Here is a 17,305-nt window from a genome sequence, read left to right as displayed (position 1 = left end):
TTTTTTAAAAATAAATCGTATTTCCATGTTAAAATAAATAAATTTTTATGCTTAATTGAGTTTTAAATGGGGTTAGTAATAAAAAAAACAATAGTGCCATTGATCTTATTTCTGATTATACCGTTATCTGTTATAACCGTAAATTGGCAGTGGCAACCAACGTCAATAAATAATACATCTAAATATTTATTTTGGGTAACTGAAACTGCTAGTTTTCCGTGGGCAATAATAACATCTGGGCTATTTTTCTTTATCTTTTACCTAAAACTGGTTAATAAAAATAAAAAAACATTATTACTATTATGTCTAGTTTTAGTCAGTGCTATGTTAGGTGGTCAAATTATTAAAAGCATAATCAAACAACAAACTGCTGAAGCCAGACCTTATGTGATATGGTTAGATAAAGAGTTTAATCTTAATCAACAGCAATTTTATTCACAAGCAAGAGCAGAACGCAAAGCTAATATTGAAAAATTGTTAGCCAATTCAACCATTATTCCTAGATGGCTATCTAATCATTGGCAGAATGAAACAGGCTATGCTTTTCCTTCTGGGCACACCTTATTTGCAGTAACTTGGGCTTTATTAGCCATAACACTACTAAGTTTTAAACGACATTTTTTTATTGTATCAATCATTACTATTTGGTCATTGCTCATTGAAACGAGTCGGCTATTACTAGGCATGCATTCTGCTTATGATTTAATATTAGGGATATTGCTTGCTTGGTTAATTTCACTTATCTGCTGTTTTTATGTTAAAAAATGGCATATAGTAATGGAATAACACTAGGAAAAAGAATAGTTTTAAAGAAAAGAATTAGATTAAATCAATATTTTTAATAAAATAATAAGGTTAGCATTATGAAATTAGTAATATCAATTTTATTGATAATTCTTATTTTCGCCATTTCGATAACAATAGGTTCAGCTAATAATCAAATAGTGACTTTTAACTATTTAATTGCTAAAACTGAAGTCAGATTATCAGTATTACTGGCAATATTATTTGGCTCAGGTTTTTTAGTTGGCTGGATATTAACTGGAATATATTTCTTAAAATCTAAATTCCAACATTCATCAACTAAACGTAAATTAAATAAATTGCAAAAAAAATATGATGAAGACATATCTAATCATCAAAAAATGAATTTAACCAATACCAATTAAAATAGGTAATTATGTTTGAATTGTTATTTCTGTTACTGCCAATAGCCGCTGCCTATGGCTGGTATATGGGTGACAGGAATGCCAAACAAAAATATTTAAATCAATCGAATCGATTATCTCGAGAATACGTAGATGGTCTAAATTTTCTTTTGTCTAATCAAAAAGATAAAGCGGTTGACATCTTCCTTGATCTACTTAAAGAGGATGAAGGTACTCTTGAAGCGCATTTAACATTAGGAAACTTGTTCCGTTCACGAGGAGAAGTTGATCGAGCAATACGTATTCATCAAGCATTAATGGAAAGTTCATCATTATCATTTGATCAACGATTATTGGCAATTCAGCAACTCGGACGAGACTATATGGTTGCAGGTCTTTATGACCGTGCCGAAGAGATGTTTTTACAATTAATTGATGAAGAAGACTTCCAACAACATGCTCTACAACAATTACTTATCATTTATCAATCTACAAGCGAATGGAGTAATGCGATTAATATCGCAACCAGACTAGTAAAACTCGGCAATGAAAAATATAAGATCGAAATCGCCCAGTTTTATTGTGAACTAGCGACACTCGCTATCGCTGATAATGATTTAGAACAAGCATACAACTTCTTAAAAAAATCCGCTACTGCCGATGCTAATTGTGCACGCACTTCATTAATGCTTGGGCGAGTATTAATGGCTTTAGACAAAACCGAACAAGCAATTGAATCTTTTCAACAAATAATAAACCAAGACAAGGCTTTTATTGGCGAAGCATTACCACTATTAAAAGCATGTTATGAAAAAATAAATCAGCCACAACTATTAAAACAGTTTTTAGAAATTTGTGTCAAACAGGACACTGGTAATGTAGCCGAACTAATGCTTGCCGATATTGTTGAAAAGAACAACGGATTAGATGCCGCCCAATATTACCTTTATCGTGAACTATTAAAACACCCAAATCTTAAAGGATTCTACCGTTTAATGGATTACCATGTGGCAGATGCTGAACAAGGAAAGGCTAAAGAAAGTCTACTACTACTTCGAAATATGGTAGGCGAACAAATAAAATCAGTTCCTAATTACCGGTGTCAAAAATGTGGATTTACCGTTAATACTCTCTATTGGTTGTGCCCAAGTTGTCGCTCATGGTCAACCATAAAACCTGTTCGTGATTTCGAACATCATTCAAATAATTAAAAGAGTTTAATATGTTTCTAATTGATTCGCACTGTCATTTAGACAGTTTGGACTATACTAATAAAACGCTTGATAGCGTTTTGCAAGAAGCACTACACAATGATGTGAAACATTGTCTAAGTGTTGCAACAACGTTGTCGGGTTATGAATCGATGAAAGCAATGCTAATGCCCTATAAAAAACAGTGCTCGTTTTCATGCGGTATTCACCCTCTCAATTTAGATGATGAACCTTACGATGCCGAGCGTTTTGCCCGCCTCGCTCAAGAAGACAATGTTATCGCTCTTGGCGAAACAGGTCTTGATTATTACTATCAACAAGATAATCTTGAACTACAGCAATACAATTTTATACAACACATTCATTTAGGTAAGCAATTAAAAAAACCAATAATTGTCCACACCCGTAACGCTAAACAAGATACCCTAAAAATATTAAAAGAAGAGCAAGTTTACTCGGGGGTTTTACATTGTTTTACTGAAGATATTGATACAGCTAAAGCTTTATTAGATATTGGTTTTTATATTTCATTTTCAGGAATTATCACCTTTAAAAATGCCGAATCTCTTCGAGAAGTAGCAAGATTTGTGCCATTAGATCGTATGTTGATTGAAACTGATTCCCCTTATTTAGCACCTGTTCCCTATCGGGGAAAAGAAAATCAGCCCACTTATGTTAGAGAGGTAGCTAACTATTTAGCCGCACTAAAAGGCGTAACTCTTGACACTATTGCACAACAAACTACAACAAACTTTTGTCAATTATTCAATTTACAAGGAGTAATTAATGAGTAATAAATTAACAATCAATTGGGATGACTTTTTAACTAATTATTGGCAAAAAAAACCAGTTATTTTACGTAATGCTTTTAGTAATTTTATCGACCCAATTTCTCCTGAAGAACTAGCTGGTCTTGCCATGGAAGAAGAAATCGAAAGTCGAATTGTTACCAACAAAAATGGGGAATGGGACGCAAAATATGGGCCATTTATCGATTATAGTGACTTAGGTGAAGATCATTGGAGCCTGCTTGTCCAAGCTGTCGATCATTGGCATGAGCAAGCAGCCAGTTTAGTCGAACCATTTAAATGCATTCCACAATGGCAATTTGAAGACCTAATGATATCTTATGCAACCCAAGGTGCTGGTGTTGGCCCTCATATTGATAATTATGATGTCTTTATCATTCAAGGTAAAGGCCGCCGCCGTTGGCAAGTCGGTGATCGCAATCCTAACTATAAACAGTTTAGTGCTCATAAAGCTTTATTACATGTTGAAGATTATCAACCTATTATTGATGAAGAAATCACTGCTGGAGATATTTTATATATACCAATTGGTTTTCCACACAATGGAGTATCGATTGGCGAATCACTTAGTTACTCAGTAGGATTTAGAACCCAAACATCACAAGACTTACTCAGTGGATTTGCCGATTATATTATCGATAATTTGCCTAATGGTATTTTTTATCAAGATCCAGAGTTAAAATTACCAAAAGATCCTTATTTAATTCAACCATATGAAATTGAAAAGCTTCAAAGTCAAATGATTGATTTAATAAAAAATCCTGCTTTGTTTAATGATTGGTTTGGTAAACATATCACAATGCCTATGCATGAACTAAACATCATTCCTATTGAACCAGCTTATGATTTAGATGAATTCGAAGCAATTCTCAAAGCTGGAGCTGAACTCTACCGAGTTCCTAGTATCCGTATCTTAAAAATCGGTGATACCGCCTATATCAACGGCAAAAAAATACCTTTACCAATGACAACAATCAATTTGTTATGTGAAACTGAAGTACTTTGCTATGAGCAAATACAAGACGATATAACCTTAGAAGTCATGTTAAAATTTGTTAATCTTGGCTATTGGTATTTTGCCGAAGAGTAAAATTTTCATTTTAACAATATCGGTTACTAAGCTATCGGCTAATATCCGTAAAATGGCAAAATTATCGGCCAATTTGTCTAAAAAATTAGATATTTTTCAATATTAAACAGATAATTTTGCCAAAACAACAATAAATAAAATAAAAGCTGATATTTTTGGATTTTCATTTAGCTTTTTGCCATTTTTAAGTATATACTTGCCCCCGCTTTTTGAGCCCCTTCGTTTAATGATGAGTTAAACAAAATAACGCTTATATTGAACCACTATCTTTTTATTGACTTGAGGTAAACATGAATATTAACGCAAACATGACCAACCAAGCTGAGAGTGAAAGCGCACAAACAACTCCTTATCAAAAACGTACTTTATTTGCATCAACGGTAGGATATGCATTAGATGGTTTAGATATGATGATTTTAGGTGTTTGTTTTAGTCTAATTGCAACCACTTTTAACCTAACTAACCCCGATCTTGGTACATTAACTTCAGTAACATTATTAGGAGCTGTATTAGGTGGAATTCTTTTCGGCGTGCTTGCTGATAAATTTGGCCGTGTTAGAGTATTTTCATGGACAATCTTAATCTTTTCATTATTTACAGGCCTTTGTGCTATTTCACCAAATTACGAAAGCTTTTTAATTTTTCGCTTTGTTAGTGGCCTTGGTCTAGGTGGTGAATTTGGTATCGGCATGACATTGGTATCAGAAAGCTGGCCTAAACACAAACGTTCCAGAGCAACATCGATTGTGGCATTAGGCTTTCAAGTGGGTATAATTCTTGCCGCTTTAACAGTTAATTTTATTGGTGAAGTGCATGGCTGGCGTTGGGCATTTGCCATGGGTGTATTACCAGCACTATTTGTTGCATGGACACGTAAAGGATTAAAAGAGCCTGAAATTTGGCAAAACTTAAAAGACCAAAACAAAAATAAAATCGCTATCGGTAAATTATTTAAATCCCCTAGAATCACAGCTACTACTATTGGTTTAACTATTGCTTGTGCAGTACAAAACTTTGGTTTTTATGGACTCATGGTTTGGATGCCAAACATGATTGCGACTGAATTAAAACTACCGTTCAAAAACACGATGTTTTGGACCATATCAACTACGATTGGTATGTCATTAGGGATCTTAATTTTCGGCTGGTTATGTGATAAATTTGGTCGTCGCCCATCTTATATAATATTCTTACTTATATCAGCTATTTCAATATGGTTTTATTTTCACCAAACTGATATGTTAGTTTTAATTCTATTTGGTTCAGTAATTGGCTTTTTTGTTAATGGTATGATGGGTGGATATGGGGCTTTACTGGCTGAACATTACACTACTGATGCCCGTTCTAGTGCTGAAAATATTATCTTTAACGTGGGTCGTGGTATTGCGGGTGTCTCGCAAGTACTCATTGCCTATTTAGCAACTGTTTACTCTATCAGTTATGCATTAGCATTACTTTCTGGAGCTTACTTATTATCAGCAATAGCCTTTATCTTCTTGATCCCTGAAACCAAAGGCAAAGCATTAGAATAATTACATAAAAAAACAGGGCTAAATAGCCCTGTTTTACTAATAAAAGTAATAGTTATTTTTAACTATTTTGCATCACAATCAGAAGGTTTTAAGTGAATACTAAATACCACTTCATCTTTAATATAATAATTATGAATCGCACCATCAGGGAAAGCATTTTTAAAAGCTTTCATTTCACTATTATCTGAACAATAAAGAGTTTTTAATGCATCAGCTGTAATTTTTTTACTTTGGTCAATATCTAACTCATCTTTAGATATATCCATTACATATTTATAGTTAATTGAATTATTTTCTTTATAAAGATCAACTAGGCTTGAATTTGAATTCACTTTTGTTGGTAAGAAACCTTTAGCTTCACTTATATAATTGTCTTGAGCTTTACTTAGATCTGTCTTGGCTGCCTCCGCATCATTAGAAGCTGGTGCAGTTTTGGCTGGCTCACTATTGGCACTGTTATCTGCTGGTTTAGATTTTGAATCATCACAACCGAATAGAGCGGCAGCCATTAGGACAAATGCCGAATATTTTAAACCTTTCATATAAATTCCTTATTATAAAATTAATTAATGATTTAATCAGATTAAAAAGACTATTAAATTGTAAATTATAACTATAAAAAAATATACAACTTTTCATATTGAAAAAGAAAGAAAAAATCGTTCATATACAATATAAAAAAAGGGCTAATACAGCCCTTTAAAATATTATAATTATTGAAAATTAATTAATATGCATACCGCCAGTTACACCATATACTTCCGCGGTGGTATAGCTTGATTCTTCTGATGCAAGATGAACATAAACGCCAGCAAGTTCAACAGGCTGACCAGCACGTTTTAATGGCGTCTGTTTACCAAATTCAGGTATTACTTCGCTTGGTTGACCACCACAGATTTGTAATGGCGTCCAAACTGGACCAGGAGCTACACAGTTGACACGGATACCTTTACCACCTAATTGTGCAGCTAAACCTCGAGTAAAAGCTATAATTGCAGTTTTAGTTGCAGCATAGTCCAATAAATTAGCACTTGGTTGATAAGCCTGAACTGAAGAAGTGGTAATAATCGTTGCCCCTGGTTTTAAATACTCCAATGCAGCTTTAGTTAGCCAAAAGAGTGAAAAAACATTAATTTCAAAGGTTTTTTTAATCTGTTCAGTAGAGAGATGCATAATATCTTCAACGGCTGTTTGTTTACCAGCAACTAAGGTTAGATTATCAAGCCCACCTAATTTTTTATGCGCTTCATCAACTAATTTTTTACAAAATCCCTCATCACTTAAATCCCCAGGAATCAACACTACTTTACGCCCTACAGATTCGATAACTTTAGCAACATCTTCAGCATCTTTTTGTTCAGCTGGCAAATAGTTGATTGCCACATCAGCACCTTCTTTTGCATAAGCAATAGCTGCTGCACGACCAATCCCTGAATCCCCACCAGTAACCAACATTTTTCGACCTTCTAACCGTTGATGACCTTGATAACTTTTTTCACCACAATCAGGCACTGGATTCATTTCATATTGTAAGCCGGGAGGAGTTTGCTTTTGTTTAGGAAACTTGTCATGATGATATTTAGTTATCGGATTATAGGTTTGCTTGCTCATAATTTTCTCCTAAGTTAGACATGTATTTGTAGACAAATTCAATATAACTTAAATGAAATCAATTAATAATCACAAATTCCTATTGCTAGATTTATTTTATATCTTTAAAATATTTAATTAATTCAATTAATTATATTAACCGATAAAACACTGTAAAAATATTAATCATTAATAACCAAAATTTGAGAATAAAGTAACAGTGACTTCCTTGAATGGCCTAGCGAGGACAGAATAGACTTATGCTAAAACCATGACTGATTATAAATTGAACAGCAAAAATAGTGTAACAAATAAATAAACATTAAGCTAGCAACGCCTGCTTAATAATCGCTATTTATTAGTTGAGCAAGCAATCACGACTATAGTTAACACACTTTTCCCTTCAATATAATAGATAAATTTCGCACCTTGATTAAAATATTTTTTTCACCCTTTTCATTTGGGGAATCTCTTTGCAATAACTTTCAACCATTCCCTGACGAATTTGCTGTTTATTTTTTGGCGACATTAAAAACTTTCTAGCTATCCCTTTAATTTTATAATGATAAACAATAATATTATTTTCAGCTGTAACATCAAATAAGATCGTATGAACATCAATAGTAATAGACAATATTTCCTTAATTATACTGATGGCAGCAGCTTTATCATCATCTAAACCATAAGGTTTATTATTTTTTAACGCATTGTATTTTAACGCATTGTATTTTGCATAATTAGCTTGATCGATCAGTTATAATCGCTTCTCGGTCTTTTCAGCTCCAACATTTTACACAAGTCTATCAATTTTCTTATTACCTATCGGTGAATTATCACAACCAAATTGGAGCATAACCAACACAATAAAATAAATAATTGTCTTCATCCATAATCCTTAGCTAGCCTATTTCTTATACCTTCTTTGAAGAATGATCATTTTATCAATTACAGATAATTATTTAACATGACAATCTACCGGGGTTAATTCAACCACGACAATCTCTTTATTATCAATAAAATAATGATAGTTTGCGCCATCAGGAAATGCTGTTTTTAACTGTTGCATTTCTTCATTATTTTCACAATAAGCCTTAAACAAAGTTTGACGGATAGTATCAAGTGTACTTGGCAATAATAACGTATGTTCAGAGGTATTTTTAACCTCATATTGGTAATTAATGATGTTATGATCTTTATCGATACCAATCAAAGTCGTTAACTCATCAATCACAATGGGTAAAGCTTTCTTGATGGGTTCAATCATTGCATTTTGTACCGCAACAAGTGATTCATCATTAACGTTATCCACGGTATTGTCTTTTGCTTTTTTACAACCAAACACTAAAAAACTCACTAGCAAAAATGCAACCAATCTAAGTATTTTCATATAAACATCTCTTAATGAGTAATAAATAATAATTAACAATACTAGGTTAAAACAGCTAGCTTACTTTTAAGATCAATGATTAATATTTATACACTAACCAGCCATAAAAAGCCAAATTAAAACTGAAAATAATCTTTTTTTAAGTCTAAAAAACCCCTTTCCTCAAACTTTTTTCAAACAATAAACAAATTAATTAAAGCTGCTTTTGAAAAAAGCATAAAAAATTGTTGCACTTTTTTTTAAAACGAGTATTTTGATTAAACATCTTTCGAAAATGACAAAAGAATTACAAAAGCATTATGATTTTTTCACTCATCGTCGTCCTCATTAACATTATTGTCAGCGTGGTCATTATTCCAACGCGGGGGCGTCTTTTGAGTTAAATATATGGTTACCATATTTCAAAAACCCCCGCCCCAAAAAGCGGGGTTTTTTTTATGAAAAATTTTGACATTAACAATAAATGAGCAAAAGTAACAAGTGAGGAATAAATGTTAGGAACACAGTGGATAGTAAGAACCTTAAAAGAAAAAGGCATTACCACCGTTTTTGGATATCCTGGTGGTCAAATTATGCCTCTATACGATGCACTTTATGATGGTGGAATTGAACACGTATTATGTCGTCATGAACAAGGTGCCGCAATGGCAGCCATTGGTTATGCTCGCGCCACCGGAAAAATTGGAGTTTGTATTGCAACATCAGGCCCTGGCGCGACCAATATTATTACTGGCCTTGCTGATGCATTAATTGATTCAGTACCTGTTATAGCCATTACAGGACAAGTTCCAACCACATTAATTGGTACTGATGCCTTTCAAGAAGTTGATGTTTTAGGCTTATCCTTAGCTTGCACCAAACATAGCTATTTAATTAATGATGCCACCCAGTTGCCAAATACCTTACAAGAGGCCTTCAATTTAGCCAATTCGGGCAGGCCGGGACCAATATTAATTGACATCCCAAAAGATATCCAGCTTGCCGAACATGATTACCAAACCTATTTAACACCGACAACCATAAAAACTCCTTCTGATAATGCTCAATTATATCCAATCTCATCTGACGAGATAGCCCTTGCTAAACAAATGATTGGCCAAGCCGAAAAACCAATGCTTTATATTGGTGGTGGCGTTGGACTATCAAATGCAATTGCTGAAATGCGTGAATTTATGAACTTAACGCAAATACCTAGTGTATCGACATTAAAAGGACTCGGTGTTGCTGATCTTAACAATCCTTATTACTTAGGATTAATTGGTATGCATGGCGCCAAAGCAGCTAATTTAGCGGTACAAGAGTGTGATTTATTGATTGCTTTAGGCGTTAGATTTGACGATAGAGTAACAGGCAAACTCAATGAATTTGCTAAACATGCTAAAGTCATTCATATTGATATTGATCAGTCTGAAATCAATAAATTACGCCAAAGCCATTTAGGATTGCAAGGTGATATCAAACATGTTTTACCAATGCTTCATCAGACTGTCTCTATTAAAGATTGGCACGAGAAAATTAAACAATTGAAGGCGCAGCACCCTACTCGCTATGATCATCCAGGTGAAGCAATTTATGCGCCAGCATTATTAAAACGTATTTCAGAAAGAAGGCCAGTCAACAGCGTAATTACCACTGATGTCGGTCAACACCAAATGTGGACAGCGCAACATATGAGTTTTAATCATCCGCAAAACTTTATTACTTCTAGTGGATTAGGAACAATGGGCTTTGGTCTACCCGCTGCTATAGGTGCACAACTGTCCAGACCTGAAGATATGGTAATTTGTGTATCTGGTGATGGTTCTTTTATGATGAACGTACAAGAATTAACCACAATAAAACGTAAAAAATTGCCAGTCAAAATTGTGCTAATTGATAATCAACGCTTAGGTATGGTAAGACAATGGCAAGAGCTGTTTTTTAATGAAAGATATAGCGAAACCAATTTATCGGACAACCCTAATTTTCTAATGTTAGCTAAAGCATTTGATATTCCGGGACAAATGATCAGTAAAAAGTCGGAAATCGAATCAGCCCTTGACAATCTATTTAATTCATCTGGAGCTTACTTACTGCATGTATGTATTGATGAACTAGAAAATGTATGGCCACTAGTACCACCAGGGGCAGCAAATGAAAATATGTTAGATAAAAGTAATAAGGAGTAAGTGATGAATCAAATAGCAACACATCAATTTACTATAAAAGCCAATGATAAATTGGGTTCTCTTGAACGCATTTTACGCGTTGTTCGCCACCGTGGCGGACATATACAACAGATGCAAATGCAATCAATTGATAATCATTTATTTATCTTAAATCTAACATTAACTACGGAACGATCACTATCATCATTACAAAGCCAAATTAGCAAATTGGAAGATGTTATAGAGATAGAATAAAGTATAAAATAAACCTTAGTGAAACAATAAGTTAAATAAAAAAAAGTAATTTTTTTAGCAGTTAAACAAACAAAAAAGTGATGTATAATGCTTACCATTAAATGAATAAAAGCAGTATACATGCTTAACAAAAGTAAATTTAAGAGGAAAACAAAAAATGGGTACTACAGCAAAATCTGATTATATTTGGTTCAATGGCGAAATGGTTCCATGGGCAGATGCGAAAATTCACGTAATGTCACATGCTCTGCATTATGGTACTTCAGTATTTGAAGGTGTCCGTTGTTATGAAACTAACAAGGGGCCAGCAATTTTTCGTCATAAAGAGCATGCGCAGCGCCTATTAAATTCAGCTAAAATTTATCGTTTTCCTGTTCCTTATTCACTTGAAGAGATCATGGAAGCAACACGTCAAGTAATTAAGAAAAACAACTTAAAAAGCGCATACATTCGTCCATTAGCATTTATTGGCGATGTTGGTATGGGGGTTATTCCACCAGCAGGTTATCAAACAGATGTTATGATTGCCGCTTTCCCATGGGGAGCCTACCTTGGTGAAGACGCCTTAGAACAAGGTATTGATGCAATGGTATCATCATGGAACCGTTTTGCTCCAAATACCATTCCAGCAGCAGCAAAAGCTGGTGGTAACTACTTATCTTCACTACTTATCGGATCTGAAGCTCGTGCTAATGGCTTCCAAGAAGGGATTGCATTAGACGTTAACGGTCAGCTTTCGGAAGGCTCAGGTGAAAACCTATTCATCGTTAAAGACGGTATATTATTTACCCCATTACTATCATCATCTGCCCTTCCAGGGATCACTCGTGATGCGATCATTACTCTTGCACGTGATCTAGGCATTGAAGTACGTGAACAGACTCTGTCTCGTGAATCACTATATCTTGCTGACGAAGTGTTTATGACCGGTACTGCTGCCGAAATCACACCAGTACGAAGTGTTGACCGTATTCAAGTTGGTATTGGTCGTTGTGGCCCAATCACTAAACAAATCCAACAGACATTCTTCGGATTATTCAATGGCAAAACTGAAGATAAATATGGTTGGTTAGATCTAATTAAATAAGCATTAATAAGAGCCGCCGATTAAGATTAATTCGGCGGTGTCATCATTTTACTATTTATTAAGAACTCAAAAATGTACCGATAGAAATCGGTCACTTGCATTAGGAAAAATTGGGAGCAACAAATGCCTAAATATCGTTCAGCAACCTCAGTTGAAGGTCGCAACATGGCAGGCGCCCGCGCCTTATGGCGTGCAACAGGCGTAAAAAATGAAGACTTTGGTAAACCCATCATTGCAGTGGTTAATTCATTCACACAATTCGTACCTGGCCATGTCCACTTAAAAGATATTGGTCAACTAGTGGCAAAAGAAATTGAAGCTTGTGGTGGTATTGCCAAAGAGTTTAACACTATTGCTGTTGATGATGGTATCGCTATGGGCCATGGTGGTATGCTTTATTCCTTACCATCTCGAGAACTCATTGCCGATTCAGTTGAATATATGGTTAATGCACACTGTGCTGATGCTATGATCTGTATCTCAAACTGTGACAAAATTACCCCAGGGATGTTAATGGCGTCACTGCGTTTAAACATTCCAACTGTGTTCGTCTCTGGCGGTCCAATGGAAGCTGGTAAAACTAAACTGTCAGATCAAATCATCAAACTCGACTTAGTTGATGCTATGATCCAAAGTGCTAACCCCAATGTTAGCGATGCCGACAGCGAGGCAATTGAACAATCTGCCTGCCCGACTTGTGGATCATGCTCTGGGATGTTTACTGCTAACTCAATGAACTGTTTAACCGAAGCATTAGGTCTCTCTTTACCGGGTAATGGCTCACTGGTTGCCACCCACAAACAGCGTGAACAACTTTTCTTAAATGCGGCTAAGCGCATTGTTGAAATAACCAAACAGTATTACGAACATGATGATGTAGCTTATTTACCTCGATCAATTGCAACTAAAGCTGCTTATGAAAATGCTATGTCTCTTGATATCGCCATGGGTGGCTCAACAAATACCGTATTACATTTACTTGCCACAGCGCAAGAAGGTGAAATAGACTTTACTATGTCAGACATCGACAGATTATCACGTAAAGTTCCTCATTTATGTAAAGTTGCACCAAGTACCGCAATTTATCATATGGAAGATGTCCACCGTGCTGGTGGTGTGGTCTCTATCATGTCTGAATTGGACAAAGCAGGATTACTAAACCGTAACGTACATAACGTACTTGGTTTAAGTTTACAAGAAACCTTTGCCAAATATGATATTACGCAAACAACTGACGAAGCCGTTAAAAAAATGTATCGCAGTGGTCCAGCAGGCATTCGCACCACCAAGGCCTTCTCTCAAGATTGTTATTGGGATAGCTTAGATGATGATCGTGAAAATGGCTGTATTCGTGATAAGGCACATGCTTATAGTCAAGATGGTGGATTAGCAACCCTTTATGGTAACGTCGCCCAAGATGGCGCTATTGTAAAAACCGCTAGTGTTGCTGCCGAAAACCTAGTTTTCCGTGGTCCGGCCAAAGTTTATGAAAGCCAAGAAGATGCCGTTGATGCAATTTTAGGTGGCAAAGTAGAGGCAGGCGATGTGGTAGTAATTGTCTACGAAGGACCAAAAGGTGGGCCGGGTATGCAAGAAATGCTTTATCCGACAAGTTACTTAAAATCAATGGGACTTGGTAAAGCCTGTGCATTAATCACTGATGGCCGTTTTTCTGGTGGTTCATCTGGATTATCTATTGGTCACATTTCACCAGAAGCCGCTAATGGTGGGGTGATTGGTCTTGTGCGTGACGGTGATATTATCGATATCGACATCCCAAATCGTAAATTAGAGCTCATCGTACCAGAAGATGAATTAGAACGTCGCCGTGTCGCAGAACTTGCTCGTGGTGATAAAGCCTTTACTCCTCATAATCGTGACCGTTATGTCTCATATGCATTAAAAGCTTATGCTAGCTTAGCAACTAGTGCAGACAAAGGTGCGGTACGTGATAAAAGCAAATTAGGTGGTTAATGTGAATCAACAAGCTAACAAACTAACCGGCGCTGATTATTTAAAAGCTACACTATGCAGTGCCGTGTATGATGTCGCCCAAGTGACGCCACTGGAACATATGGAAAAAATATCCACTCGTTTAAAAAATCAAATTTTTGTTAAACGGGAAGATCGTCAATTAGTCCACAGTTTCAAAATTCGTGGCGCTCAAGCCATGATAGCCAGCTTAACCCCCGAAGAACGTAAATGCGGCGTAGTTGCCGCATCAGCCGGTAATCATGCCCAAGGCGTTGCATTTTCAGCAACTAAATTAGGGATTAAATCGTTAATTGTAATGCCATTAAATACAGCTGATATCAAAGTCGAAGCCGTAAAAGGCTTTGGTGGTGAAGTACTACTCTATGGAGCCAATTTTGACGAAGCTAAAGCCAAAGCAATGGAATTGGCTAAGCAACAAAATCGGATATTTATTCCACCTTTTGATCATCCACTAGTTATCGCAGGTCAAGGCAGTATAGCTATGGAACTGCTACAACAAAATGCCAAGCTTGACCGCATTTTTGTGCCCGTCGGTGGTGGTGGACTCGCTGCTGGTATTGCCGTATTAATTAAGCAAATCATGCCATCAATCAAAGTGATTGCGGTTGAACCTGAAGATGCTGCCTGCTTGAAAGCGGCTTTAGTGGCAGGACATCCAGTCGATCTTGATCGCGTTGGTTTATTTGCTGAAGGTGTTGCAGTTAAACGAATTGGTGATGAAACATTTAGACTCTGTCAGCAATATATTGACGATATCATTACTGTTGATAGCGATGAAATCTGTGCGGCAGTTAAAGATCTATTTGATGATGTACGTGCCATTGCAGAACCATCGGGTGCAGTAGCATTAGCTGGTCTTAAAAAGTATGTCGAACAAAATAACATCTGTAGTGAAAATTTAGCCCATATTTTATCTGGCGCTAACTTAAACTTCCATAATCTACGATATGTATCTGAACGTTGTGAATTAGGTGAAAAACGTGAAGTACTCTTAGCGGTAACTATACCTGAACAAAAGGGTAGCTTTTTAAAATTTTGCCAATTATTAGGTGGACGAGCAGTCACAGAATTCAACTACCGCTATCATGACGATAAATCGGCTTGCGTTTTTGTTGGCGTTAAAATTGCTCGAAGCAATGAAAAAGACGAAATCATGCAAGAACTCAGCGCAGCTGGTTATCAAGTTGTCGATCTCACTGATGACGAAATGGCCAAACTACATGTTCGTTATATGATTGGTGGTAAACCATGCCAACCTCTTAACGAACAAGTTTACAGTTTTGAGTTTCCTGAATCACAAGGTGCATTGCTTAAGTTTTTACAAACGCTAGGTACTAATTGGAATATATCAATGTTCCATTATCGCAGTCACGGTACCGATTATGGCCGAGTACTAGCTGCTTTTGAAATAGATAAAGCTAGCCATACAACCTTTGCAAAACATTTAACCGAGTTGGATTATGGTTTTAATAATGAAACTGAAAATCCATCACTTAAATTATTCTTAACCAATGAATAATTCAACCGCCCCTAAAATAAATTAGGGGCACTTTTTCTGCCTAATAAATAGCATAATTTTTTAATTAATAATGATAATTTTTGGCAATTAAATAGACTCAAAAACGCCGTTCCTCACATTTTTTTGCCAATAATTATCTTTCGATTATTATGTGATATGCACTAAGTCATTTAATATAGGAAATTAATTATGTGTCGCCCAACCTTTAAATATCATCCTAATGCCTACGAACTTGATATATTTATTCATGAAGAAGGGAAGTGTTCGGTCTGTAATCAATTACGCCATCTTAAATATTCAGCAGATTTTTATAGTGATGAAGAACCAGAATATATTTGCCCATGGTGCATAGCTAATGGCCTAGCAGCGGAAAAATTTGCTGGTTCATTCAATGATTATATTGGCGTCGAAGTTATACCTAAGGATAAACTTGATGAAGTGTTATATAGAACACCAAGTTATATATCTTGGCAACAACAAGTATGGCTATCACATTGTAATGAACCATGTGCTTTTTTAGCTTATGTTGGTGCAAAAGAGATATTACCTTTTTGGGATGAGCTTATTGAAGATATAGAACAACAGGAACTTTCTGCAGATTTTATTAAAGCCAATTTATCCAAAGATGGGGATATGATTGGATATTTATTTGAATGTCTTCATTGTTCAAAAAAGCGATTACATATTGATTTAAATTAATTTCATTTATTAATAGATGAATTTGGTAAACTAATTTAATTAGCATTTATAGAATAAAAAACCCTCATGCGAGGGTTTTTTATTTAGTTAGGTTCTTATTTTTCTAATTTCATTCTATTGCTTAAATCTTCATAAATAATTGATACACCATTATCAAATGCAGATGACACAGAAACATCAGATAATTTGAATGTGCTTTCTTTTCCAGATAACAGAGTGTAAGTCGATACAGTCATGGGCTTACCATTTAGATATGATGCATGAGCAACAATATCAACATTTTCGCTAGTATCATTTTTAAGTGTTATTGTTACTGATGGCTGTATTTTAGACATTCCTGACTTACTGACTTTGTCAATTTTAGTTTTTAAGTTTGGTGACATTTTTACCACCAGACCTCCACCAAAATCAGCATTAGCTAATTGTATATCACCAGTTAACTCTTTACCACCAACAGTGATAGGAATTTCAAATAATGCTTTTGAATCCATTTTTTCTCTATAACATTCAATATATTTGGCATCACCAAATACTTCTGTTATCCCCTTTTTAGCTTGGATTAAGCTAGATGATTCATTACGAGAATCTTTATAATCAGCACATGCTGTCACTTCTACAATTAATTTTGATGAAATAGTTTTCGCTGTATCGCTGTTTATATCACTTAAATTTACCGTTGGAGTTAATTCGACTTTACAGCCAGTTAATAACACCACTGACATTAAAGAGATAAGTACTTTTTTCATGTATTACTTCCTTTTATTAAAACAATCTCATTAAGGTTATTGAATTAGATTTAATTAGTAATAATTAAAGTTAAGATTATAACTAAGATA

The 17,305-nt window shown here is 35.2% G+C and carries 17 protein-coding genes; 12 read left to right on the top strand and 5 right to left on the bottom strand.

Going from position 1 to position 17,305, the window contains the following annotated elements; translation table 11 throughout:
- The first annotated feature begins 66 nt into the window (after positions 1-66).
- The 6 genes from AC5LWZ_RS04725 (at position 67) to AC5LWZ_RS04700 (ending at position 5,790) form a co-directional block, all read left to right on the top strand.
- Positions 67-786 carry a phosphatase PAP2 family protein gene (locus AC5LWZ_RS04725; protein WP_493464061.1) on the top strand — a complete coding sequence of 240 codons (720 nt, stop codon included), beginning with the start codon at positions 67-69 and terminating at the stop codon, positions 784-786.
- Positions 787-863: 77 nt separating this feature from the next.
- Positions 864-1,169 carry a LapA family protein gene (locus tag AC5LWZ_RS04720; protein WP_198199171.1) on the top strand — a complete coding sequence of 102 codons (306 nt, stop codon included), beginning with the start codon at positions 864-866 and terminating at the stop codon, positions 1,167-1,169.
- An 11-nt stretch (positions 1,170-1,180) separates the two neighbouring features.
- Positions 1,181-2,359 carry a lipopolysaccharide assembly protein LapB gene (lapB, locus tag AC5LWZ_RS04715; RefSeq protein ID WP_493464060.1) on the top strand — a complete coding sequence of 393 codons (1,179 nt, stop codon included), beginning with the start codon at positions 1,181-1,183 and terminating at the stop codon, positions 2,357-2,359.
- An 11-nt stretch (positions 2,360-2,370) separates the two neighbouring features.
- Entirely contained in the window at positions 2,371-3,153 is a 783-nt protein-coding gene (locus AC5LWZ_RS04710; protein ID WP_493464059.1) for a YchF/TatD family DNA exonuclease, read from the top strand.
- Positions 3,146-4,258 carry a ribosomal protein uL16 3-hydroxylase gene (locus tag AC5LWZ_RS04705; protein WP_294882829.1) on the top strand — a complete coding sequence of 371 codons (1,113 nt, stop codon included), beginning with the start codon at positions 3,146-3,148 and terminating at the stop codon, positions 4,256-4,258. The genes AC5LWZ_RS04710 and AC5LWZ_RS04705 overlap by 8 nt, the downstream gene beginning before the upstream one ends.
- Positions 4,259-4,548: 290 nt before the next feature.
- Entirely contained in the window at positions 4,549-5,790 is a 1,242-nt protein-coding gene (locus AC5LWZ_RS04700) for an MFS transporter (protein ID WP_493464058.1), read from the top strand.
- Between the two features lie 62 nt (positions 5,791-5,852).
- Here AC5LWZ_RS04700 and AC5LWZ_RS04695 read toward each other — a convergent pair whose 3' ends face one another.
- From AC5LWZ_RS04695 to AC5LWZ_RS04680, 4 genes are all read right to left on the bottom strand, one after another.
- Positions 5,853-6,332, bottom strand: a complete 480-nt coding sequence (locus AC5LWZ_RS04695; protein WP_110448300.1) for a hypothetical protein — start codon at positions 6,330-6,332, stop codon at positions 5,853-5,855.
- 181 nt (positions 6,333-6,513) lie between these two features.
- A complete protein-coding gene (locus AC5LWZ_RS04690) occupies positions 6,514-7,401 on the bottom strand; it encodes an SDR family oxidoreductase (RefSeq protein WP_198199166.1) in 888 nt (295 codons plus the stop codon).
- 412 nt (positions 7,402-7,813) lie between these two features.
- Positions 7,814-8,014 carry a hypothetical protein gene (locus AC5LWZ_RS04685; protein ID WP_198199165.1) on the bottom strand — a complete coding sequence of 67 codons (201 nt, stop codon included), beginning with the start codon at positions 8,012-8,014 and terminating at the stop codon, positions 7,814-7,816.
- A 321-nt stretch (positions 8,015-8,335) separates the two neighbouring features.
- The gene (locus tag AC5LWZ_RS04680) at positions 8,336-8,767 is read right to left on the bottom strand and encodes a hypothetical protein (RefSeq protein ID WP_493464057.1); all 432 of its coding nucleotides are present in this window, start codon (positions 8,765-8,767) and stop codon (positions 8,336-8,338) included.
- Positions 8,768-9,258: 491 nt separating this feature from the next.
- Between AC5LWZ_RS04680 and ilvG the strand changes: the two genes are divergently transcribed.
- The 6 genes from ilvG (at position 9,259) to AC5LWZ_RS04650 (ending at position 16,469) form a co-directional block, all read left to right on the top strand.
- A complete protein-coding gene (gene ilvG, locus AC5LWZ_RS04675; RefSeq protein ID WP_110448303.1) occupies positions 9,259-10,935 on the top strand; it encodes an acetolactate synthase 2 catalytic subunit in 1,677 nt (558 codons plus the stop codon).
- Between the two features lie 3 nt (positions 10,936-10,938).
- Positions 10,939-11,169 (top strand): acetolactate synthase 2 small subunit, encoded by a 231-nt coding sequence (gene ilvM, locus AC5LWZ_RS04670; RefSeq protein ID WP_110448304.1) that lies wholly within the window; start codon positions 10,939-10,941, stop codon positions 11,167-11,169.
- 157 nt (positions 11,170-11,326) lie between these two features.
- Entirely contained in the window at positions 11,327-12,256 is a 930-nt protein-coding gene (locus AC5LWZ_RS04665) for a branched-chain amino acid transaminase (protein ID WP_110448305.1), read from the top strand.
- A gap of 123 nt (positions 12,257-12,379) precedes the next feature.
- Positions 12,380-14,230, top strand: coding sequence for a dihydroxy-acid dehydratase (gene ilvD, locus AC5LWZ_RS04660; protein ID WP_493464056.1), 1,851 nt, complete (start codon positions 12,380-12,382; stop codon positions 14,228-14,230).
- A 1-nt stretch (position 14,231) separates the two neighbouring features.
- Positions 14,232-15,770 (top strand): threonine ammonia-lyase, biosynthetic, encoded by a 1,539-nt coding sequence (gene ilvA, locus AC5LWZ_RS04655; RefSeq protein WP_258334371.1) that lies wholly within the window; start codon positions 14,232-14,234, stop codon positions 15,768-15,770.
- Positions 15,771-15,959: 189 nt separating this feature from the next.
- On the top strand, positions 15,960-16,469 hold the full coding sequence (locus tag AC5LWZ_RS04650) for a CbrC family protein (protein ID WP_493464055.1): 510 nt from the start codon (positions 15,960-15,962) through the stop codon (positions 16,467-16,469).
- Between the two features lie 95 nt (positions 16,470-16,564).
- Here the strand turns inward: AC5LWZ_RS04650 and AC5LWZ_RS04645 are convergent, their stop codons facing one another.
- On the bottom strand, positions 16,565-17,215 hold the full coding sequence (locus tag AC5LWZ_RS04645; RefSeq protein WP_493464054.1) for a DUF7424 family protein: 651 nt from the start codon (positions 17,213-17,215) through the stop codon (positions 16,565-16,567).
- Positions 17,216-17,305: the final 90 nt, after the last annotated feature.

The sequence above is a fragment of the Gilliamella sp. LMG 34362 genome (assembly GCF_984569125.1).
Note: the sequence above shows the minus strand (reverse complement) of the source record. Positions and strands in the feature narration are given on the sequence as shown.